Here is a 22,192-nt window from a genome sequence, read left to right on the forward strand (position 1 = left end):
GTCATGATAATGAAACATCTAATGCCAACCTTGGCGTTCCGTTGTTGCGCCACGGGCTCGGCCTGGCTTCAGGCCGGGGTCGTTGCGATTGCCGCGCTGGCCGTGCCGGGTGCACTGGCACAGCCCGTGCAAACCATACCGAAAATAAGGCCTATGGCAAATGAAATATATAAGGTCAGTCATCAGGATATAGACTGGCACGAACGCAGCTATCGTATTTTTGTTGCCGCGCCTGAAAGCAGGCCGGATATACATGCACCTTTGTCTGTGCTTTATATCCTGGATGGCAATGCTCAATTTCCGCTGGCGGTGAATGCGGTCTATGAGCAGTGGGCAGCGCAAGCTGGCGATGCCTCTTCAAAGGGAGCGCTACCACTCATCGTCGGGCTGGGCTATCCCGACGATAAGGCCTATCCCTTGACGTTGCGCGAGCGGGACTATACGTATGCAGCACCGGGTGAAGCATTTGCCAAAGGCGGCGGCGCCGCTGATTTTTACGGGTTTGTGCAAGATGCGGTCAGGCCTTATATAAAGCGCCAATATGCAGCGGCGACCGGCAAACAGATGCTTGCCGGCCATTCCTTTGGCGGACTGTTTACACTGTACGTGCTGCTGAATCATCGGGATGCATTTGATCAGTACGTAATAGGTAGTCCTTCATTATGGTGGGGGCATGGTGCGCTTGTGACCGATGCGAACTTGCCTGCTGCCGAGCCAGCGCAAGCGTCAGGCTTAAAAACCGGGTCTGCGGCCCAGGCGCAAGCTGATGGTTCGGGGGTAAAGAGCAGATTTGTGACGATTCTTCAGGGGGAGTATGAAGAAAACCCCGAGGCGAATCCTGATATGAAACCCGAGCGCCTGGCGCGTATCAAACAGCGTCGTTCGTCGGTCACCGCTCGTGAGCTGGACGCGTGGCTGCGACAGCACGGTATGGACAGTCATTTTATTCTGGTTGAAAAGGCTGGTCACGGTGGTGTGATTCCGGCTGTTATTCAGACCGCTGTTCAGGCGGCAATGCATCATTAATAATAAATAACGCAAATCTGCCAGAGCAGGAAAGTCCGGAGAGGCGCGCAAGCGCGCTCTCTGGATTGCTCATCAGGATAGCTTCCCTGCAGGATTGCCTATAGAAGGGAAGGAACCAGCGGTCAAGGAACCAGCGAAATATAGTGGACCTGTTATATACCGTTATATGGAACACCAGATGCAGAGCGGTAGAGATAGAGAAGTAAACAACCAGGTATATAAGGAGGCTATATTGATGTGGCTATATATAGAGAGTGTATGTAGACAATATAGAGGCTAAGCCGATTGCATAAAGAGACTAAACCGACGTCAGTCCTATAGTTCAGGTGTGTTTATCTCCCCTAAATGATCCTGTCTGCTGACAATTGCCCGGTTAAACGGCCGTTTTTGTTGTCGAAACATCTATTGCATTCGTCCCGGAATTACCTCGTTGTTGCTTTTATGTATCAGAAACCTCATTTTGTCATGATGTGGTAAAAAAGAAATAAAACTGTGGCAAAAAGTCTAAAGTGAATCAAATCATGAGCTTAGGGTAATTACGGATATAAAAAAGGGGAGCGGGTTGGATTATTTTGAAAAGAGGGCTTGCCAAGGGGAGATTGGCTTGCTATAGTTTCGATCTTTCCTGCTTCACACACAACGCAGGATGCCCCGGAAAGGGTACCGCAAGAGCGGCAAATTTCCCCGGTAAATCAAGGCGTTGTGAGCATGCTTCGGTGTGTTTTGGGGGTGGGGAGTCGCAGATGGTGTGGCGAAGTGGTTATGAGTGGTTTTGTTGTTTTGGGTTTTTGGTGGTTGCGCAGCAACGGCCGGGATCAAGAATAAGGAAGCCGATCAGAAAGAAGTAGAAAGTAAAAATAGTAGTTGCTTTTTATTTTTAGATGATTCATAATAGCGGACTTCGCTGTTGAGACGTGAAGCGGTTTTGCGGTAAGTTGGTAGGCTTTTTTGAAGTGAGTGAGAAAAGAAATTTTCGAAGCTGTTGCAAAAAAGACTTGACAACAAAAACCAGATGCTTCATAATCTCGTTTCTCTGCTGATGACACACAACGGTGTGACGACAGAAAGAGAAAAGCGGTAACGTAGTAGTAAACGGAAGTAGTAAACGCAGTTTGGCTAGTACAGAATTGAGCAGTTAAGCAGTATGCGAGTCATTCTAAAAATAGTATGAACGCCGAATGTGACAGCGCAATGTCACCGCCCAATCCAGTGGGATTGGGAAGAAATGTTCTTTAACAACTAACAGCCGATAAGTGTGGGCGCTTGGAATGAGTGCGCAACATGATCTATCCGGGGGTACCTGGTTAGGTTGTGATGCTAACAATATATATTTTAAGCGCTCACTTGAAATGAAGAAGTAAGGTTTATTAAACATAAACGTTATTTCTTTTGAGTGAAGCAGCGACCATTTACCTTTAAACAGTTAAATGGCAATTAAACAGAGATTGAACTGAAGAGTTTGATCCTGGCTCAGATTGAACGCTAGCGGGATGCCTTACACATGCAAGTCGAACGGCAGCGGGAAAGTAGCTTGCTACTTTTGCCGGCGAGTGGCGAACGGGTGAGTAATGTATCGGAACGTGCCCAGTAGCGGGGGATAACTACGCGAAAGCGTGGCTAATACCGCATACGCCCTACGGGGGAAAGGGGGGGATCTTAGGACCTCTCACTATTGGAGCGGCCGATATCGGATTAGCTAGTTGGTGAGGTAAAGGCTCACCAAGGCGACGATCCGTAGCTGGTTTGAGAGGACGACCAGCCACACTGGGACTGAGACACGGCCCAGACTCCTACGGGAGGCAGCAGTGGGGAATTTTGGACAATGGGGGAAACCCTGATCCAGCCATCCCGCGTGTGCGATGAAGGCCTTCGGGTTGTAAAGCACTTTTGTCAGGGAAGAAAAGGTTCTGGCTAATATCCGGAACTGATGACGGTACCTGAAGAATAAGCACCGGCTAACTACGTGCCAGCAGCCGCGGTAATACGTAGGGTGCAAGCGTTAATCGGAATTACTGGGCGTAAAGCGTGCGCAGGCGGTTCGGAAAGAAAGATGTGAAATCCCAGGGCTCAACCTTGGAACTGCATTTTTAACTCCCGGACTAGAGTATGTCAGAGGGGGGTGGAATTCCACGTGTAGCAGTGAAATGCGTAGATATGTGGAGGAACACCGATGGCGAAGGCAGCCCCCTGGGATAATACTGACGCTCATGCACGAAAGCGTGGGGAGCAAACAGGATTAGATACCCTGGTAGTCCACGCCCTAAACGATGTCAACTAGCTGTTGGGCCCTTCGGGGCTTAGTAGCGCAGCTAACGCGTGAAGTTGACCGCCTGGGGAGTACGGTCGCAAGATTAAAACTCAAAGGAATTGACGGGGACCCGCACAAGCGGTGGATGATGTGGATTAATTCGATGCAACGCGAAAAACCTTACCTACCCTTGACATGTCTGGAATCCTGAAGAGATTTAGGAGTGCTCGCAAGAGAACCGGAACACAGGTGCTGCATGGCTGTCGTCAGCTCGTGTCGTGAGATGTTGGGTTAAGTCCCGCAACGAGCGCAACCCTTGTCATTAGTTGCTACATTTAGTTGAGCACTCTAATGAGACTGCCGGTGACAAACCGGAGGAAGGTGGGGATGACGTCAAGTCCTCATGGCCCTTATGGGTAGGGCTTCACACGTCATACAATGGTCGGGACAGAGGGTTGCCAAGCCGCAAGGTGGAGCTAATCTCATAAACCCGATCGTAGTCCGGATTGCAGGCTGCAACTCGCCTGCATGAAGTCGGAATCGCTAGTAATCGCGGATCAGCATGTCGCGGTGAATACGTTCCCGGGTCTTGTACACACCGCCCGTCACACCATGGGAGTGGGTTTTACCAGAAGTAGTTAGCCTAACCGCAAGGGGGGCGATTACCACGGTAGGATTCATGACTGGGGTGAAGTCGTAACAAGGTAGCCGTATCGGAAGGTGCGGCTGGATCACCTCCTTTAAGAGCGAAGCGCACGAAGCGAAAGCGTCCACGCTTATCGGTTGTTAATAAGAACGAGTACAGCGGTCTGTGTACGAAGTGGGTAGATCAAACGGTTTAATGGTTCGATTGCGGCGCTTTGTAGATGGATGAACAATCAGGTTTCGCTGGAAGTTGGCTTGGCGAGTAAGTAGCGGGTTGTTTGCCTGGTATTTATGAGCGGTTGCTGACTGATGTGAAGTTGGGTCAGTAGCTCAGTCGGTTAGAGCACCGTCTTGATAAGGCGGGGGTCGTTGGTTCGATTCCAACTTGACCCACCAAACAGGTTTGTTGGGGGATTAGCTCAGCTGGGAGAGCACCTGCTTTGCAAGCAGGGGGTCGTCGGTTCGATCCCGTCATCCTCCACCATCATGATTGTTGTTGCATGTTGATTGTTATCGCATGTTGTATGAAAAGCGTTCTTATTAGCGAACAAAAAAGATTTCGGTGCTTTCTTTTTTAGAAAGAAGGTGCTAAAATACTGATCCTTCTGAATTCGGGTTTACCCGGAAACAGGCAGGGTAAGTTAAGCTTTATTGGCTGTATATGTTCTTTAACAATTTGGAAGAAGCACAACTAAAGTATTCAAAGGGTGCTTATGCGATCCACCAGGGTCGGGTAAGTATTTGATGAAAAATTGGGTTGTGATTGCATTATTTTATGAAGTTCTATTAACTCAAGCTTCATGAGATAGGCCGGAGAGATCTGGTTTATTGAGTGAGGAATGACATTGATGAACGGCACACAAACGCAAAAACTCAGCATGTTTATGCAGTGGACTCAAAAGGCACTGTATAGACGAAGTAGTAAAAGCCTATAGCCTTTAGTGTTATAGGATCAAGTGACTAAGTGCACATGGTGGATGCCTTGGCGATCACAGGCGATGAAGGACGTTATAGCTTGCGAAAAGCGACGGGGAGCTAGCAAATAAGCATTGATCCGTCGATATCCGAATGGGGAAACCCACTGCCTCTGGCAGTATCCTGTACTGAATACATAGGTACAGAGAAGCGAACCGAGTGAACTGAAACATCTAAGTAACTCGAGGAAAAGAAATCAACCGAGATTCCGAAAGTAGTGGCGAGCGAAATCGGAACAGCCTGGACGAGATAGTCACATTGGTAGTTGAACGGGATGGAAAGCCCGGCCGTAGCAGGTGATAGCCCTGTAGACGAAACCTTTGTGGTGGTACTAAGCGTCGAATAAGTAGGGCGGGACACGTGAAATCCTGTCTGAATATGGGGGGACCATCCTCCAAGGCTAAATACTCGTGATCGACCGATAGTGAACCAGTACCGTGAGGGAAAGGCGAAAAGAACCCCGGAAGGGGAGTGAAATAGATCCTGAAACCGTGTGCATACAAACAGTAGGAGCCTCCTTGTGGGGTGACTGCGTACCTTTTGTATAATGGGTCAGCGACTTACATTCAGTGGCAAGCTTAACCGAATAGGGAAGGCGTAGCGAAAGCGAGTCCGAACAGGGCGATTTAGTCGCTGGGTGTAGACCCGAAACCAGATGATCTATCCATGGCCAGGTTGAAGGCACGGTAACACGTGCTGGAGGACCGAACCCACTAATGTTGAAAAATTAGGGGATGAGCTGTGGATAGGGGTGAAAGGCTAAACAAATCTGGAAATAGCTGGTTCTCTCCGAAAACTATTTAGGTAGTGCCTCGCGTATTACTGCCGGGGGTAGAGCACTGTTATGGCTAGGGGGTCATGGCGACTTACCAAACCATGGCAAACTCCGAATACCGGCAAGTACAGCGCGGGAGACAGAGCACTGGGTGCTAACGTCCAGACTCAAGAGGGAAACAACCCAGACCGCCAGCTAAGGTCCCTAAATATTGCTAAGTGGGAAACGAAGTGGGAAGGCATAGACAGTCAGGAGGTTGGCTTAGAAGCAGCCATCCTTTAAAGAAAGCGTAATAGCTCACTGATCGAGTCGTCCTGCGCGGAAGATGTAACGGGGCTAAGCAATATACCGAAGCTGCGGGTGCACAGTTTACTGTGCGCGGTAGGAGAGCGTTCTGTAAGCCTGTGAAGGTGACTGGAGACGGTTGCTGGAGGTATCAGAAGTGCGAATGCTGACATGAGTAGCGATAAAGGGAGTGAAAAGCTCCCTCGCCGTAAGTCCAAGGTTTCCTGCGCAACGTTCATCGGCGCAGGGTGAGTCGGCCCCTAAGGCGAGGCAGAGATGCGTAGCTGATGGGAAGTTGGTTAATATTCCAACACCATTGTTAAATGCGATGGGGGGACGGATTGCGGAATGTGAGCGGGTGATTGGTTGTACCCGTGACTGGTACTGAGAGGGTGGTTAGGTAAATCCGGCCGCGTAAATCAAGGTATTGGTGCGAAGCGAATTTATTCGTGAAGTCATAGGAAGTGGTCCCAGGAAAAGCCTCTAAGCTTCAGTTTAACAATGACCGTACCGCAAACCGACACAGGTGGACGGGATGAATATTCCAAGGCGCTTGAGAGAACTCAGGAGAAGGAACTCGGCAAATTTATACCGTAACTTCGGGAGAAGGTATGCCCTAGTAGCGTGTTAAAGCGCGAATGGGCCGCAGAGAATCGGTGGCTGCGACTGTTTATTAAAAACACAGCACTCTGCTAACACGAAAGTGGACGTATAGGGTGTGACGCCTGCCCGGTGCTGGAAGGTTAAGTGATGGGGTGCAAGCTCTTGATCGAAGCCCCAGTAAACGGCGGCCGTAACTATAACGGTCCTAAGGTAGCGAAATTCCTTGTCGGGTAAGTTCCGACCTGCACGAATGGCGTAACGATGGCCACACTGTCTCCTCCTGAGACTCAGCGAAGTTGAAGTGTTTGTGATGATGCAATCTCCCCGCGGCTAGACGGAAAGACCCCATGAACCTTTACTGTAGCTTTACATTGAATTGTGAACCGGCCTGTGTAGGATAGGTGGGAGGCGTTGAATTACGGTCGCCAGATCGTAGGGAGCCATCCTTGAAATACCACCCTGGTTTGTTTGCGGTTCTAACCTAGGCCCGTTATCCGGGTTGGGGACAGTGTATGGTGGGCAGTTTGACTGGGGCGGTCTCCTCCCAAAGTGTAACGGAGGAGTTCGAAGGTACGCTAGGTACGGTCGGAAATCGTGCTGATAGTGCAATGGCATAAGCGTGCTTGACTGTGAGACTGACAAGTCGAACAGGTGCGAAAGCAGGACATAGTGATCCGGTGGTTCTGAATGGAAGGGCCATCGCTCAACGGATAAAAGGTACTCTGGGGATAACAGGCTGATACCGCCCAAGAGTTCATATCGACGGCGGTGTTTGGCACCTCGATGTCGGCTCATCTCATCCTGGGGCTGTAGCCGGTCCCAAGGGTATGGCTGTTCGCCATTTAAAGAGGTACGTGAGCTGGGTTTAAAACGTCGTGAGACAGTTTGGTCCCTATCTGCCGTGGGCGTTGGATACTTGACGGAGCCTGCTCCTAGTACGAGAGGACCGGAGTGGACATACCTCTGGTGTATCGGTTGTCATGCCAATGGCATTGCCGAGTAGCTATGTATGGAAGAGATAACCGCTGAAGGCATCTAAGCGGGAAACTCGTCTGAAGATAAGGTATCCCGGGGGCTAGACCCCCCTGAAGGGTCGTTCGAGACCAGGACGTTGATAGGTCAGGTGTGTAAGCGCAGTAATGTGTTTAGCTAACTGATACTAATTGCCCGTGCGGCTTGATCCTATAACTCTGCAGGTTATATGTAGAACATTGTTCTACGACTGCGCTGAGCATAGTGTTTAAGTGTCGTTCAAAAAACTGAAGTAAATACGATGATCAACACGCGTTGATCATCAGCAGCAACATCAATCACCAACGCAAGATTGACTCATCTGCCCGAAACAATACACAGCTTGTGCTTCTTCCAAATTGCTAACGCATAGCAACCAGCTAGCGCTAAGCCATACCAGCTTACGCTTGACGACCATAGCAAGGTGGACCCACTCCTTCCCTTCCCGAACAGGACAGTGAAACGCCTTTGCGCCGATGATAGTGGATGGACATCTGTGAAAGTAGGTCATCGTCAGGCTTTTTATTCCTTCAAACGCCCCGTAATTAACTTTACGGGGCGTTTGTGCTTTGGGGGAAGCAAATATACAATCCCTCTCTATCTCTAATCGTCTCTACGATAGCGATTGCTCAAATATCCTGCACATCAAATAAGCCGCCATCCATCCACCATCCACCATCCACCATTAGCTCTGCACCGGTAATAAAGGTAGCAGACGAACTGCTCAAAAACAGTAAGCGTGCCGTAAACACATCTTGTCCAGCCGCCAGTAAAGCATGAACATACTTGTCCACGAACACTGAATGGACAAGTATGGACTATCTGGAAGACTCTCTGCTTAAGGCGGTAATCGCCGGAGAACAGGCCTCATTCACCTCTACCACCGGTGGGTCCAAGAGTATATGGAACGACATCCGTTTATTGCATATCCGGGTTATTTTTGGACACGACCGATTCTCTATCGGCGGGGAGACGAAAAAGATCGTTAGCAATCGAGATTCCCAGGAGAATTAAAATACCGCCCACAAAGGTAGAAAGCCCGGGTTGTTCATGCAGGAAAATCAGAGCAATAAGCGCCGCGAAGATGGGCTCACTCAGTTCAATAATTTGAACGCGTGACGGGGCAAGGTACTGGATTGCTTTAGTCGTGCAATAGAATCCAAAGATCGTAGGAAAGACAGCAAGCCCGATCAGGCAGCCGATGACTGCGTAATTGATCTCAAATGATGCGGGCAGCTGCATCCCGACAGGGATCAGGAGAAACATACTTCCATACATCAGCATTTGGCGGGTGAGCAATAAGCCACCTTCCAGGCCGTTTTTTTTCATGATGATGGAAAAAATACCGTATCCGGCACCGGCACATGATGCTAGTATTGTGCCGATAGGACTGAATCCGAAACTGAATTTGGTTCCTACAATTACCACCAGGCCCAGAATGGCCAGCAGTGCACCAATAACAGTAGCGGCGCGAATGTGTTCGCCCAGAAATAGTTTACCCAAAACGATGGTGGTAACGCAGGCCGATGCCATTAATGCGACAACGACATTTGCCGCGGTGTCGAATCCATAGGCCTTGGTTTCGAAGATAAACATGATGAATATCCCGAAAAAAGCACAGGCTGCCACCGCATACCATTTAGCGTAGAGCGGACGCTTCTTGCAAAACGGCATCACAATAGCCAGGATCAACGCCCCAATCAGCGTTTTAGCCAATGCAATAATGCCCGGTGATAAGCCATGCAATATAAGTACCTTGCAAAGGTCCCGATGCTGGCGTTCAACATTGCGGCACAAAATGCAAATAGCGCGCCATAGAATGACGCTTTGACGTGTTGATTCATATTTTTATGTGCTCTACGTATGCGTTTTTATTTTCAGGCAATGCATACCAGGTTGGAGGTTTAAAGTTTGAACATAAAAATACACCGCCATAAGGTGAGTTAACCCTGGCGGACTCCATGACTTTCAGCCTTATCCGATGCGCATCCTGCATCCCTCGTACTGAACCCCGATCCCTATGAAATAGTCCTGTCAGTACGATATGAGATGCATTTATTATATGCACTCATCGTTGCTAGCGGATTAACCTGTATCAAGGAATAGGGGGGCTGAATAATGTGCCGGCTATTCCTTTCGCGATGACGGGCTTAGTACCGCGCATCTTTCGGTTTTTTTCCTTTAGGCCAGTCATTCGCTTTGCCCGCAAAATCCGGACGTGGCTGGTGGGTGAAATATTCGGCGACGTCAATCGCCTGCTGGTCGGTAAGTACATTGCCGGCGCCCCATAAGCCATTGGTGTTAACGCCCATGGGCATATTGTATTTGACAAAGGCGGCGGCTTTGTATGTTCTTGCCATGCCGGCGCCGATATTGAATGATTCATCGCCCCATAAGGGTGGAAAGGCCATGTTGCCAGAAAAATCCCGCCGGCCCTCACCGTTGTCGCCGTGACAGCTTGCACAGTATTGCCGGTATACCTGGGCACCATGTAAGGGATCGGGTTTTAAGGTGGTGTCTATCGGGCCCGCATTACGAATATCCACTTTCGCACCGTCTGGCAAGCCCTGAGCCAGCCATTTCATATAGGCGATCATGGCTTTCATTTCCCTGCCTTCTTCCGGTAGCGGCCTGCCGTTCATTGAGCGCTGCATACAGCCGTTGATTCTGTCTGCCAAAGTGAACACTCGTCCTGCTCTTGGGTTCAGTTGCGGGAAGGCGTTGTAGGTGTTTATAAACGGTGCGCCCAGCGGCACCTTTCCCTGTGCAACATGACAGCTGTTACATGCCATTTGTGATTGCACGTAATCGGGTAACAAGCGATTGGTTTCGTTCAGCAGGCGTTTGCCGTAAAGGATTTGCTCGGCGTTTGTTTCCTTCAGTATGCTTTGATCGTCGGGCATGATGTAGTCGGGCAAAGCATTGCCGTGTTTGTCTTTTACACTATAGCGTTGCGGCGAGTTCGCGATGGTGTTCAATTCAGTCACTGGCGCAGAGGCGGCGAATGCAGTGGTATATAGCGTGCAACAGGCGATCAGAGGGATAATGAGTTTATTCATGCTTTTCTCCCACGGGCGCAATGGTTCTGGTTTTGCTGGCAAGAAAGTGCCGCATATGACGAATGTCCCGCGGCTGAATATCGGGCGCCTGGTTTGTCCAGCCATTACGAATGAAATTGATCACAGCAAGTAATTGATCATCGCTCAGTTGAGCAAACCCGGGCATGGCAAATGCCATCCGATCATATTGGGTGTCCGGCATTCGACCCCCTTCAAGAATAATCTGAATGACCGATTGAGGATTCCTTGCGTAGATGGCTGAATTGCCGGCAAGTGCAGGAAAAATGCGTGCAATACCCTTGCCATCGGCGCGATGACAGGTGACACAATATTGCATGTATACCATCGCGCCAGGCGAACCTGGATTGTTCATGGTTAACAGCGTAGCAGTCGTGGTATCTGTCTTGTCCGGAAAACGCTTTAATTTGTTCTGAGCAGCGGGCAGCTGCTTAAGGTACGCCGATAATGCGCTGATGTCGTCATCGGTAAAATACCGGGTACTGTGCTGTACCACGTTGGCCATTGCGCCAAAGGCCGCTGCAACGTCATTGCGACCGGTTTTAAAAAATAGTTCCAGTTCTTCCCGGCTCCAGGATTGCAGGCCTTGCGCTTCACCTCGCAGGCTCTTGGCCCGCCAGCCGTCAATGACTGCGCCCGACAGGAAGCGGTCGCCATCGGCCAGACTCAGTGCTTTTTCCTGATAAAAGAGACCGCGTGGTGTATGACAGGCGCCGCAATGACCCGGTCCTTCGGCCAGATATTGTCCGCGTGTCAGGCGAGCATCGCCCGGTTCCTGGGCGACAAACTGACGGCTTGGTGAAAACAGCGCCTGCCACCAGGCGATGGGCCAGCGCAAGCTCAGCGGCCACGGGAAGGTAGGGCTTGCATTGTCCTGCCTCACAGGTGCAACCTCAGACATGAAGTAAGCGTAGAGCGCCTTGATGTCCTCTTGCGGCATGATGGTGTAGGACGGATAGGGCATGGCTGGATATAACGGGACGCCCGCGGCACTCACGCCATGACGCACAGCATTGTCAAATTGACTGAACGTGTAGGCGCCGATACCGGTTTCCCTGTCCGGGGTGATATTGGTGGAGTAAATGGCGCCTAATGGTGTGTCCATCGGCAGACCGCCGGCAAATGGCTGGCCGCCGGGTGTTGTGTGACAGGCAATGCAATCGGCTGTACGGGCTATGTATTTGCCTCGTTGAATGCGTTCCGGATCCAGAATATCGACTGTTTGCTTATTCTCCGGTGCGCGTTTATTAAGCAGTAGTTGTGATCCTATATACCCAATGCCCAACATCAACAGTAAAAATAACAGCAGCGATTTCAATACTTTCATGGCGTTGACTTCAAGTTTATGATCTGACCATTTAATGACGTTTCGCATATATGGTACTGCTATCGGTTTTGTCTGGTTTGTCTTACTTGAACTTGTTTTGAGCTATCGCAAATGAGGCTTTTAATTGTGGTAAAGATCCAAATTGCCGTTTGGCACCGATCTGCTCCGATCGATAAATTCGCAATTGCCGATTGGCACCGATCTGCCTCGATCGATCAATTTGCGTTTGCGGCCCAATCGAAGCGGTCATTGTTCAGTTACATTCAACAGCAATTGGTAGGCATCCTTCATGTCTTGAAGACGCAGGCCCGTTACAATATATGATTCAATAAAGGGTGATACATGCAGCGTAACGCGGGAACAGACGGCCTGAAAATAGCACTGGCAATGATGGTGGTGGCGCTGCATGCCTCGCTGTTTACCGAGACGGCCGAGTATCTCAATTACCTCTTTGTGAACGGCTTACTTCGTATCGCCGTGCCGACCTTCTTCATCATCAATGGTTTTTACTTTTATCCTCTGATCGCGCGCAATCGTCCCTTTGCCGGCTGGGCCAGGCGCCTGGCGGTGTTGTATGGGATCTGGATGCTGCTGTATTTGCCGTTCTACTGGCCGGCTCACTGGGGGCTTGCCCGGGATCAGATCGGCCTGCTGGAAAAGTTCGTCTTTGGCTATCACCATTTATGGTACCTGGTGGGAACGCTTGGCGCCGGGGCGGTATTGTATTTATTGCGCAGGCGCAGTGATTCATTCGTTCTCACCGCGGGCATCACCTTATTCATTGTGGGTTATGTGTTGCAGGCATTGGGCAATTATGCACCGATAGAAGAAGGGTTGGCCGGGTATGTGCTGAATTCCGGCTGGATTTTCCGCAACTTTCTTTTCTTTGGTTTTCCGCTGTTTGCAATCGGGTATCTGATTGCCAAACACCGCCTGCATAAATTGCCTCGTCGCGATCCGCAGTTGCTGTGCGCCATTTTCGCAGCAGCCTTGTTGCTGGTTCTGGAAAGCACGGTGCATTATTTATTGCATCCAGCCAAGGCGGGCGTAGATATGTATTTATCGCTGCTGATTCTTTGCCCGCTCCTTTTCATCTTCTTTCACAGCCGCTCGGCCAGGCTGAATACGGACTTTCTTTCCAAACTTTCCACTGCCATCTACCTGACGCATGTTTACTTTATCAATATTTTGCTGAACACTGGCTGGATGGAGCAGGGCACAGCGCTGTTTGTTATGGTGATGTTTGCCAGTACCATCGTGTCAGCGGTCCTTGTGTGGGCTGATCGCAAATGGAATATGTTATTTTGAGAGCGATAAGGTGACGGGCCATATCCATCAGTTGATATCTGATGCAATAGGGTCGTGACGGTATAAAGGGTACCGCTTAAAAGCGCGTTGTGATGCAGGACAGGGCCTGACCCTTGTTATCAATAATGGGCATCCATTTCCATTTATCGAACGTTGTGCAGGGATGCGAAATGCCCAGAATGACCCGGTCGCCGACTGTGGGTACCGAACCGGCGGCGTCAAAATGCAGATACGCGTGCTGGTCATTGAGTGCCGTGATCTGCCAGCTTGCGTCCGGTATCTTGCGAGTGCGCTGGCCTACCGGCGCATAACCCGTGACAAACGGCAGCGTCAGGTCATAGGAGATGTCCCGTTTGCCACAAGTGAGCAGTGCCAGGCCGGGTTCGGGCACCGATTGCACCATGGTCCACACTTCCAGCGCGGGCAGCAGGCTTTCCTGCAGATGCTCGCGTTCCTGCACTTTGTCCAGATGCCGCTTGTACACACCATGATCGTGGGTGATGTAGCATCCCGAACGCAGGACGCCGCGCACGGGACGGTCCAGGCTGATTGTCAGACCGGGGACAACCAGGTCAAAAATGGCCGAACCGCCTGCCGAGATCAGAATTTCATGGGTATCAAACAGCTGTTGTTCAGCGCAGGCTTGCGCCACGGCTGTGCAACGCCCCATGAGCGCGTCCACTGCCGGTTTGTCTTTTTCCGTATCGGTAGCCAGATTGCCTTCATAGCATTCGATGCCGCCCAGTGCGAGTACGGGCGATTGGCGTATACGGTTGGCCAGTGCCAGTGCCTGCTCAAATTCGCGGCACCCTGTGCGCTGACCTGCGATTCCGATTTCCAGCAGGCAGTCAAAGCGTATTTTTTGCTGCGGATTGTGGCTACCGTAATGCTGTGCCCAGGCTTCGATATAAGCGACCTGTTCGATTGAATCAACCAGAAACCAGATGCGCAGCCCGGGGTGGGTTTGAAGAAGGGATTGCAGCAGACGCAGGTCGGCGTCCCCCACCACCTGATTGGCGATAATAATGCGTTTGGCGCCGGCCTGAATACCGGTCTGCGCCTGGAACAGGGTGGCAAAGGTGAGTCCCCAGGCACCAGCGGTAAGCTGTTTGTCAAACAGTTCGGGTGACATCGTGGTTTTGCCGTGTGGCGCCAGGCTTACTCCTTTATCCTGGGCGAAACGCTGCATCCATTGCAGATTATGCTCCAGTGCCGGTTGATTCAGCACGGCCAGCGGAAAAGAAAAGTCGTTGTCGTATACGTTCAGCTGCGCTGCGGCGAAGGCTTCGGGTGTGGTGGTGCCCAGCTCTGGCGGAAAATGCTTTAGCGTACATGCCTGTAATGGGAGGAGAGTACTCATGTTTTATCCTGCTGAATGCACTGCAACGTATGGGGCTGGTTTTTCGGTTCGGACCTGTTTTTATTCAGATTTATTGCGGTTGAGATTTAATATGGATCGCGATCCGTATCCTGGGGCGAATCAGGATCATCGGCAGTATCGTCTGAGATCTCGATCTGGCTCAACTGATGCCAGAGCGTGCCCATCTCATCAAAATACTGATAAATATCCACCAGCGTCAGTTCGTCTGTCTCAAACGAGCCGCCCAGCACCGGCGGCGTAGCGAGCGCAAAAATCGCATTTTCCGGTAGCGGGGTTGCCAGCAGCGGCGCGATCAGTTCCAGCGAAAAATAGTCGGTAATGAATTCAGGATCGGCAAGCACCGTGCGAAATTCATCAAAGTCTGATGCAATGGGCTCCAGTTCGCCGTCGTTGGTGTCCAGAAACAGGATGTGGCCGGTTTCCGGCTGCAGCACAAAGCAGTCAGCCGTTTTGGTGACCAGCAGGATTTCAACCTGATCGGGCAGCAGCCATTGCCAGTGATTCAGCAGCCGGGTCTGATCAAGTTGATCAGTGGCAATGGTCAGGTCGTTCAGATTCACTTGCGTTCCTTGCGTCGTTGACGCGGACAGATATCGTGGGAGAGCCGCGCCCCTGCCGCGTGGTGGTTATGACGATTGAATACGCAGACGGTATTCTTCATCATTCATAAAAATATATCTTACCGCATCAATCAGGCTCAGAAATACCGTGAGCGGCAACCAGATGAAACTGATGATGAGATACAGCAGCCCCATGCCGATCTGGCCGTTATAAAAACGGTGTGCACCCAGCCAGCCCAGGAAAATCGCCAGAAAAATGGCAATTTTGCGCGAACTTGCCTGGCGGGTCAGCTCTTCATCCTTATTTTTGTAGATCCAGATGCAGACGATTGCCGTCACAACCAGTGCAACAACAATTTTGACCGGATGGCGGGCGACGTATTCCGATACGGTGTAATACAGATCGGAGAAATTATAGATGACCAGGCCGGTAATATCATGCAGCCACACAGCCAGGGCAGTGAATACGCCTTCGCCAAAGGTCAGGCCGATCAGAACAATGATAAAGACGATAATGGGCAGGAGAATTTTCTGGAGCATGGTAGCGGGTCTCGGTGGAGATCAAACAACCGTCAGGGATTGGTATGGTTTAATCGCAGGACGGACGCGGGTTAATGAGGCAGTGAAACCTGAGGCAGTCAATCTGGTTCAGTTAACCTGAGATAAGCAGATATAAGCAGATGTTAGATAAGGATATATTCGCATAAAAACAGGGTGGGACCGGGGTACGGCGGCTTACGGATGCTTCATTGCGTTTCTGGTGCCTGTGGGCAGATATGCCCGGGGCTTCACAGTAAAACCGCGAAGCCCCCCAGCGCTCAGGCATCGGCCAGTGTGAATACGTTTTTGCCAAATGGCAGTGCCTGGCCGCGCAACAGGTGGCTGATTACGCTTGCTGAGCCTGGCGCCAGGGTGAAACCCAGCGCACCCTGGCCAATATTAAGCCACAGATTATCATAGCGGGTTGCATCAATAATGGGTTTGCCTTTTGGCGTTGCCGGCCGAAGGCCCGTCCAGAGCGTGGCCAGATCATAGTTGCCTGCTTCGGGAAACAGATTGCGGGCTTCCTGCTTGAGCGCTTCAATCCGCGAAGTATCGATGCGGCGGTTGAGGCCAACCATGTCGGCCATGCCGGCAATGCGCAGACGCTCGCCCAGTCGTGCATAAACAACCTTGCGTTCGTAATCGGTGATGCTTACCATGGGCGCGCTGGCAGCTTGCTCAATCGGCAGCGTCAGGCTGTATCCTTTAAGCGGGCTGACCGGTACGGCAATGCCCAGCGGCTTGAGCAGTGCTGTGCTATCGCATGCCAGTGCCACTACGATATGATCCGGCGTCAGGTTTTCTCCTGCGGTGGTGTGCACGCTCACTTTACGATTGCTGTCGGCCGTCAGGCGGCTGACGCTGGTATTGAAGCGGAAGGTGACGCCACGCTGCTGCAGAATTTTTTTCAGGGCAACCGCAAGCAGGTAGCAGTCTGCACTTTCTTCGCTTTCGGTAAAAATACCACCACTTAAATGATCCCGCATGCGCAGCAGGGCCGGTTCCAGCGAGATGCATTCTTCGACAGACAGGGCGCGTTGCTCGCAACCCAGGGAGCGCTGAAAGTCCAGCTGCTCAACTGCATGATTGAAAGAATCGCGGCTGCGATGCACAATCAGCTTGCCCGCGCGCTTATGGTCAAAGGCGATGGCTTCCTGTTGCATCATCTCGTGGTACAGGTCGCGGCTGAGAAAGGACAGGGAAAGCAGTTCCCGTGTCGTCTGGTTACTTTGCGCAGCGTTGCAGGCTTTGACAAAACGCAGATTCCAGCATACCGTGGCCGGATCCAGGCTGGGACGGAAACGCAGGGGTGAATTGCGGTCCAGCAGCCATTTAGGCACATGACTCATGACGCCCGGGCCTGCCAGCGGCGCAACGTAACTGTATGACAGTTGCGCCCCGTTGGCAAAGCTGGTTTCCAGAGCGACATCGCTGTTCTTCTCGATAACCGTGACGTTGAATCCGTCCCGATTGAGATAGTAAGCGGTGGTCAGCCCGATAATGCCGGCTCCAAGTACCAGAACGTCCATAATTTTTCCGTGAGTATGAAAGGGTATTGGTTCTGTCGTCCAGGCCCGGATCAGGCCGGTCTATGAAGACCAATAGTGCAATTATAAGGAATTCAGCCAGTCAATATCGGCCTGGGTGAATCCTGCCGCCATTCTGGCCTGGACATTGAATGGGCCGCGCGGCTTGCTGATGCGGTAAGTGTCGATCAGTGCCGCATAAGCGGCTACCGGGTCCTGATTCTGCTGCTCACAGCAATAGAGGTACCAGCGATTGCCGGTTTTAACATGGCCGATTTCATCGCGCAAAATGATATCCAGGATCTCTACACCGCGTTGATCGTTGGCGGCCCGCAATTTGTTCTGGATGGCCGGGGACACATCCAGGCCGCGTGCCTCCAGCGTGCGGGGCACCAGGGCAAGCCTGGCCAGGATATCATCGGCGGTTTTTTCCGCCATGTCCCAGAGCCCGTTATGGGCTGAAAAATCACCGTACTGATAACCCGAGGCCGCAAGATGCCCGCGCACGAGTGAAAAGTGATAGGCCTCTTCGCGGGCCACCTGCAGCCAATCGTAGTAGAAATCGTCGGGCATGCCGGGGAAGCGCCAGATAATATCCAGCGCCAGGTTGATGGCGTTGAATTCGATATGGGCGATGGAGTGCATGAGCGCCGCTTTCCCCTGCGGCGTTTGCGTTGACCGTATCGATACTTCACGCGGATCGACCAGTTGTGGCCGTTGTGGCCGGCCCGGCAGCACTTGAGTTGGCTGCAGCACGTGATCCGCGTACACGGGCAGCGTGGCAGCCAGCTGGTTGACCGCGGTGATTTTTTTGCAGGGATCGGATTCGGCCAGGGCATCCAGTGCTGCCTGACGCAGCGAAGGGGAAGCGGACGGGGCGACAGAAGAAGACGTGACAGAAGAGGGCATGTCAGTTTACAAACGACGGGTTCACCAAAACCGCTATTTTAGTCAATGGCGGGCAATGGTATAGTCTTGTTTTGACTTTCACTGGAAAACTCATGTCATCTTCTGCCCGCATTGTGTTTCTTGATCGTGCTACGCTGCCCGACTTTATCACGCTCAAGACGTTTGAGTTCGGACACGAAGTAACGACCTATGACCAGACTGCGCCTGCAGAAGTGGCACAGCGGATTCGCGATGCGAATATCGTCATCACCAATAAGGTGCCGGTGTCGGCGCAGGACGTGGCGCAGGCAGACGGTCTTAAACTGGTGGCCGTGGCGGCAACCGGAACCAATATCGTAGATATTGAAGCATGTCGCGACAGAGGCGTTATTGTGACCAATATTCGCAACTATGCCGTCAATACCGTACCGGAGCATACACTCGCTCTTATTTTTGCACTGCGCCGCAGCTTGCTTCCCTATCATCTTTCTGTTGGCCAGGGACGCTGGGCACAAAGCGGCCAGTTTTGTTATTTTGACTACCCGGTCAGCGATCTGGCCGGGAGTACTATCGGCATTTTCGGTTCTGGTGCGCTGGGCAGTGCGGTTGCCAGCCGCGCCCAGGCATTGGGTATGAACGTGCTGTTCGCTGCTCGCAAGGGACAGACGGACGTCAAGCCAACGCATACCCCCTTCGAGCAAGTGATCGCACAGGCCGATATTCTCACCTTGCATCTGCCCTTGACTCCGGCAACCCGGCATATGATAGGCGCGGCAGAACTGGCACAAATGAAGTCAACGGCTATTCTGATCAACACGGCCAGGGGTGGCCTGGTGGATGAAGCGGCGCTGGCCGACGCGTTGGAGAACAACCGTATCGGTGGCGCCGGATTTGATGTGGTCACCCAGGAGCCCATGCCCGACACACACCCATTCATGCGGCTGATGAACCGGCCGGACTTTATCCTGACACCGCATGTGGCATGGGCCAGCCGCCAGGCGATTCAGGCGCTGGCAGATCAACTGGTCGATAACATCAACGCCTTCATGCGTAACGAGATCCGCAACCAGGTTTGATTCGGATACATTCGTCGCGTGTGCTTACAGCTTATGCCTTTAATAGGTAGAAATACGCGTTGCCATAAACCTGGATATTTTCAATAATAATTGGGATATAAGAGATATTGGTATAACAAATAATAATAAGCAGAGTAGGAGCATGGCAGAGACAACAACGCTATATGGGGACTTTGACTACATCATTGCGGGCGCCGGTTCGGCCGGCTGCCTGCTGGCCAATCGCTTGTCTGCCGACCCTTCCTGCAAGGTGCTGTTGCTGGAGGCGGGCGGCGATGATAAATGGCGCTGGTTGCATATTCCCGTAGGCTATCTTTATTGCATCGGCAATCCCAGAACAGACTGGTGCTTTACCACGCACCCCGATGCCGGGCTTAACGGCCGCAGTATTGCCTATCCGCGAGGGCGTGTGCTCGGCGGCAGTTCTGCCATCAATGGCATGATCTACATGCGCGGCCAGAAAGAAGATTACGATGGCTGGCGTGATGCCGGTAACCCGGGCTGGGGCTGGAGCGATGTGTTGCCGCTGTTTAAAAAATTCGAGCATCATTACGCGGGCGATACACCCTTTCATGGTGCTCGCGGCGAGTTGCGCGTGGAGCAGCAACGCCTGCGCTGGGATATTCTGGATGCCTTTCGCCAGGCAGCGGAACAGGCAGGCATTCCACACATTGACGACTTCAATTGCGGCGACAATGAAGGGTCCTCCTATTTTCAGGTGACCCAGAAAAAAGGCGTGCGCTTCAGCGCGGCGACTGCGTTCCTGCGCCCCATCAAGGACCGCAGTAACCTTACGGTTATCACAGATGCAATGATAGACCGGATCAATGTGAAAGAGCGGATCGCCCGGGGTCTGCGTTTTCGCCATAATAACCATTTCTTTCATGCCAACGCGCGCCGTGAAGTGATTCTTAGCGCGGGGGCCATTGGTTCGGTGCAGATTCTCCAGCGTTCCGGCGTGGGCAGCGGCGACCTGATGAAATCGCTGGGCATTCCGCTGGTCCACCATTTGCCAGGGGTAGGGCGCAATCTGCAGGATCATCTGCAACTGCGAATGATCTATAAAGTGAATAAGGTGCGCACGCTCAACAGCATGATGCAGTCACCCCTGGCCAAGGCGTTCATGGGCCTGCAATATGCTTTTCTGAAAAAGGGACCGCTAACCATGGCACCGTCTCAGCTGGGTATCTTTGCGCGCTCGTCGCCCCGGCAGCCACGCGCCAATGTGCAATACCATGTACAGCCGCTGTCGCTGGAAAAATTCGGTGATGGTCTGCACTCGTTCCCGGCTTTCACGGCATCGGTTTGCAACATCCGGCCAGGCAGCCGCGGTACAGTCAACATTGTTTCCCCTTCCTTGGAAGACCGCCCAGATATTCTATGCAATTACCTGAGCACCGACGAAGATGTGCAGGTTGCCCTGGAGAGCATCCAGCTCACACGGCAGATCGCCGCTCAGGCTGCATTGGAAAAGTACACGCCACAGGAATTCCGACCAGGCCCGCTGGCCAAGACCGACGATGACCTGATCCGGGCGGCCAGCGATATCGGCACGACTATTTTTCATCCGGTGGGCACCTGCAAAATGGGTGCTGACAATATGGCCGTGGTAGATGCCAATTTGTGTGTGCATGGGGTCGGCCGGCTGCGTGTGGTTGATGCTTCCATTATGCCCACCATCACTTCGGGTAATACCAACGCACCGGTCATGTTGATTGCGGAAAAAGCGGCTCAGCTGATATTGGATGCCGACAAAGGCTGATGTTGCGTACAGGCTGCAATGCTTGCCAGTCACTGGCGGTTCAAACTTGTCCGCTTATATTGTTTGAATATATTGACATATCTCCCATACATAACAAGAGATCGCGCATCTCTCTGACGCGTCGCGTGCTTCACCGTCCTGTGACAGCGGGTCTGTCGGCCACCGTTACAACCGTAACACCCGCTGAGCAGCCGGGTTTATAGCCAAGATCTATAAATAAAGACATATTTATTCGTTCTGAATCCTGCGATGAGCCGATAAGATAAAGCCTCATCGAAGTAGGCTGGCCCGTATATCGGGTATGGCTTTAGGCATTGGACGGACACATTATGGCTTTTCACTCTGCGCAAACCCAGGCATCGGTCTTTGAACGCCCGGTCCTCTGGGCGCCGCCAAAGCGCGCAATTGATCCGGCTGCGCTGGACGAAAAATGCCGGCAGTTGCGCGAACGCCTGCTGGATATCGCGCGTGCGCATCAGCACACACGCCTGGCATCCAGCTTGTCGGCGGAAGATATGGTGATTACAGACGTGATATTGCGTGCGGCAGAACAAGGCGAATCTCATCAGGACATTGCTGCACATATCGATATCTTTACGCTGGAAACCGGTCGCCTGCCGGCAGAAACGCTGGCATTACTGGATCAGATTCAGGCTCATTATGGTGTGCGACTGGCGATTTACACGCCCGACGAGTCGGCCGTACAGGCATATATCGAGCAGTACGGCCTGAATGGCTTTTACGAAAGTTTGCAGGCGCGCCGCCAATGCTGTGATATTCGTAAAGTGGTGCCGCTGGCCGCTGCGCTTGCCGGTGCGGATGCCTGGATTACCGGTCAGCGTCGTGAGCAGTCGGTCACGCGCAGCGACCTGCATCTGCAAGAGCACGATGAGGCAAGAGGGATCAGCAAATATAACCCACTGTTTGACTGGACCGAGCAGGAGATCTGGGCATATGTAGAGCGCTATTCGGTGCCGGTTAACGCCCTGCATTATCAGGGCTACCCAAGCATTGGCTGTGATCCCTGTACCAAGGCAATCCGCGTCGGGGAAGACCCGCGCGCCGGCCGCTGGTGGTGGGAAAACCAGGACAGTCGCGAATGTGGTCTGCACGTTCACAATTGACATTGCTTTATTGGCAATGAGATAAACATATCATCAGGGAAACACATCGGCT

At 52.1% G+C, this 22,192-nt stretch carries 14 protein-coding genes, 2 tRNA genes and 3 rRNA genes; 10 read left to right on the forward strand and 9 right to left on the reverse strand.

The annotated features are described in order from the left end of the window. Positions 1-21 precede the first annotated feature (21 nt). The 6 genes from MIM_RS08070 (at position 22) to rrf (ending at position 8,087) form a co-directional block, all read left to right on the forward strand. The gene (locus MIM_RS08070; protein WP_025372253.1) at positions 22-1,026 is read left to right on the forward strand and encodes an alpha/beta hydrolase; all 1,005 of its coding nucleotides are present in this window, start codon (positions 22-24) and stop codon (positions 1,024-1,026) included. Positions 1,027-2,473: 1,447 nt separating this feature from the next. Then, positions 2,474-4,016 (forward strand): 16S ribosomal RNA (locus tag MIM_RS08075). 222 nt (positions 4,017-4,238) lie between these two features. Beyond that, positions 4,239-4,315, forward strand: a tRNA-Ile gene (locus tag MIM_RS08080). A 12-nt stretch (positions 4,316-4,327) separates the two neighbouring features. Beyond that, positions 4,328-4,403: transfer RNA gene (locus MIM_RS08085), tRNA-Ala, on the forward strand. Between the two features lie 466 nt (positions 4,404-4,869). Further along, a 23S ribosomal RNA gene (locus MIM_RS08090) occupies positions 4,870-7,741 on the forward strand. Positions 7,742-7,974: 233 nt separating this feature from the next. Beyond that, positions 7,975-8,087: ribosomal RNA gene (gene rrf / locus MIM_RS08095) — 5S ribosomal RNA — on the forward strand. The 16S, 23S and 5S rRNA genes sit together here with 2 tRNA genes alongside, the layout of an rRNA operon. 110 nt (positions 8,088-8,197) lie before the next feature. On the opposite strand, the gene MIM_RS23170 is transcribed toward rrf, so the two are convergent. The 4 genes from MIM_RS23170 to MIM_RS08110 all read right to left on the reverse strand — a co-directional run bounded on the left by MIM_RS23170 (position 8,198) and on the right by MIM_RS08110 (position 12,020). Beyond that, entirely contained in the window at positions 8,198-8,362 is a 165-nt protein-coding gene (locus tag MIM_RS23170) for a hypothetical protein (protein WP_158318710.1), read from the reverse strand. Between the two features lie 124 nt (positions 8,363-8,486). Further along, the gene (locus MIM_RS08100; RefSeq protein WP_084458944.1) at positions 8,487-9,365 is read right to left on the reverse strand and encodes a DMT family transporter; all 879 of its coding nucleotides are present in this window, start codon (positions 9,363-9,365) and stop codon (positions 8,487-8,489) included. 353 nt (positions 9,366-9,718) lie between these two features. Continuing rightward, a complete protein-coding gene (locus MIM_RS08105; protein ID WP_025372254.1) occupies positions 9,719-10,627 on the reverse strand; it encodes a c-type cytochrome in 909 nt (302 codons plus the stop codon). Beyond that, on the reverse strand, positions 10,620-12,020 hold the full coding sequence (locus tag MIM_RS08110; RefSeq protein ID WP_245592837.1) for a cytochrome c: 1,401 nt from the start codon (positions 12,018-12,020) through the stop codon (positions 10,620-10,622). Before MIM_RS08110 ends, MIM_RS08105 begins: the two co-directional genes overlap by 8 nt. A 294-nt stretch (positions 12,021-12,314) precedes the next feature. Here MIM_RS08110 and MIM_RS08120 point away from each other — a divergent pair, with 294 nt between their 5' ends. Further along, positions 12,315-13,280: an acyltransferase family protein gene (locus MIM_RS08120; protein WP_025372257.1), complete on the forward strand. Its 966-nt coding sequence runs from the start codon at positions 12,315-12,317 to the stop codon at positions 13,278-13,280. A 76-nt stretch (positions 13,281-13,356) separates the two neighbouring features. On the opposite strand, the gene MIM_RS08125 is transcribed toward MIM_RS08120, so the two are convergent. The 5 genes from MIM_RS08125 to MIM_RS08145 form a co-directional block, all read right to left on the reverse strand. Continuing rightward, a complete protein-coding gene (locus MIM_RS08125; RefSeq protein ID WP_025372258.1) occupies positions 13,357-14,640 on the reverse strand; it encodes an amino acid deaminase in 1,284 nt (427 codons plus the stop codon). An 86-nt stretch (positions 14,641-14,726) separates the two neighbouring features. Then, positions 14,727-15,221: a T6SS immunity protein Tdi1 domain-containing protein gene (locus MIM_RS08130; RefSeq protein WP_025372259.1), complete on the reverse strand. Its 495-nt coding sequence runs from the start codon at positions 15,219-15,221 to the stop codon at positions 14,727-14,729. 66 nt (positions 15,222-15,287) lie between these two features. Further along, positions 15,288-15,761 carry a TM2 domain-containing protein gene (locus tag MIM_RS08135; RefSeq protein WP_025372260.1) on the reverse strand — a complete coding sequence of 158 codons (474 nt, stop codon included), beginning with the start codon at positions 15,759-15,761 and terminating at the stop codon, positions 15,288-15,290. Positions 15,762-16,039: 278 nt separating this feature from the next. After that, on the reverse strand, positions 16,040-17,293 hold the full coding sequence (locus tag MIM_RS08140; RefSeq protein WP_025372261.1) for a D-amino acid dehydrogenase: 1,254 nt from the start codon (positions 17,291-17,293) through the stop codon (positions 16,040-16,042). Positions 17,294-17,374: 81 nt separating this feature from the next. After that, entirely contained in the window at positions 17,375-18,199 is an 825-nt protein-coding gene (locus tag MIM_RS08145) for a ferritin-like domain-containing protein (protein WP_025372262.1), read from the reverse strand. 92 nt (positions 18,200-18,291) lie between these two features. On the opposite strand from MIM_RS08145, the gene MIM_RS08150 reads away from it, so the two are divergent. From MIM_RS08150 to MIM_RS08160, 3 genes are all read left to right on the forward strand, one after another. Continuing rightward, complete coding sequence (locus MIM_RS08150) at positions 18,292-19,254, forward strand: D-2-hydroxyacid dehydrogenase (RefSeq protein WP_025372263.1); 963 nt, start codon at positions 18,292-18,294, stop codon at positions 19,252-19,254. A 142-nt stretch (positions 19,255-19,396) separates the two neighbouring features. Then, a complete protein-coding gene (locus tag MIM_RS08155) occupies positions 19,397-21,016 on the forward strand; it encodes a GMC family oxidoreductase (protein ID WP_025372264.1) in 1,620 nt (539 codons plus the stop codon). Between the two features lie 329 nt (positions 21,017-21,345). Beyond that, positions 21,346-22,140: a phosphoadenylyl-sulfate reductase gene (locus MIM_RS08160; RefSeq protein ID WP_025372265.1), complete on the forward strand. Its 795-nt coding sequence runs from the start codon at positions 21,346-21,348 to the stop codon at positions 22,138-22,140. The last annotated feature ends 52 nt before the right edge of the window (positions 22,141-22,192 follow it).

The organism is Advenella mimigardefordensis DPN7, assembly GCF_000521505.1.
GTDB lineage: Bacteria > Pseudomonadota > Gammaproteobacteria > Burkholderiales > Burkholderiaceae_B > Advenella > Advenella mimigardefordensis.

Excerpts from the sequence above, each read along its gene's own strand:
- MIM_RS08120 (WP_025372257.1), top strand. The coding sequence starts at position 12,315 with ATGCAGCGTAACGCGGGAACAGACGGCCTGAAAATAGCACTGGCAATG.
- MIM_RS08125 (WP_025372258.1), bottom strand. The coding sequence starts at position 14,640 with ATGAGTACTCTCCTCCCATTACAGGCATGTACGCTAAAGCATTTTCCG.
- MIM_RS08160 (WP_025372265.1), top strand. The coding sequence starts at position 21,346 with ATGGCTTTTCACTCTGCGCAAACCCAGGCATCGGTCTTTGAACGCCCG.
- MIM_RS08070 (WP_025372253.1), top strand. The coding sequence starts at position 22 with ATGCCAACCTTGGCGTTCCGTTGTTGCGCCACGGGCTCGGCCTGGCTT.
- MIM_RS08140 (WP_025372261.1), bottom strand. The coding sequence starts at position 17,293 with ATGGACGTTCTGGTACTTGGAGCCGGCATTATCGGGCTGACCACCGCT.
- MIM_RS08155 (WP_025372264.1), top strand. The coding sequence starts at position 19,397 with ATGGCAGAGACAACAACGCTATATGGGGACTTTGACTACATCATTGCG.
- MIM_RS08145 (WP_025372262.1), bottom strand. The coding sequence starts at position 18,199 with ATGCCCTCTTCTGTCACGTCTTCTTCTGTCGCCCCGTCCGCTTCCCCT.
- MIM_RS08110 (WP_245592837.1), bottom strand. The coding sequence starts at position 12,020 with ATGCGAAACGTCATTAAATGGTCAGATCATAAACTTGAAGTCAACGCC.
- MIM_RS08150 (WP_025372263.1), top strand. The coding sequence starts at position 18,292 with ATGTCATCTTCTGCCCGCATTGTGTTTCTTGATCGTGCTACGCTGCCC.
- MIM_RS08105 (WP_025372254.1), bottom strand. The coding sequence starts at position 10,627 with ATGAATAAACTCATTATCCCTCTGATCGCCTGTTGCACGCTATATACC.
- MIM_RS08135 (WP_025372260.1), bottom strand. The coding sequence starts at position 15,761 with ATGCTCCAGAAAATTCTCCTGCCCATTATCGTCTTTATCATTGTTCTG.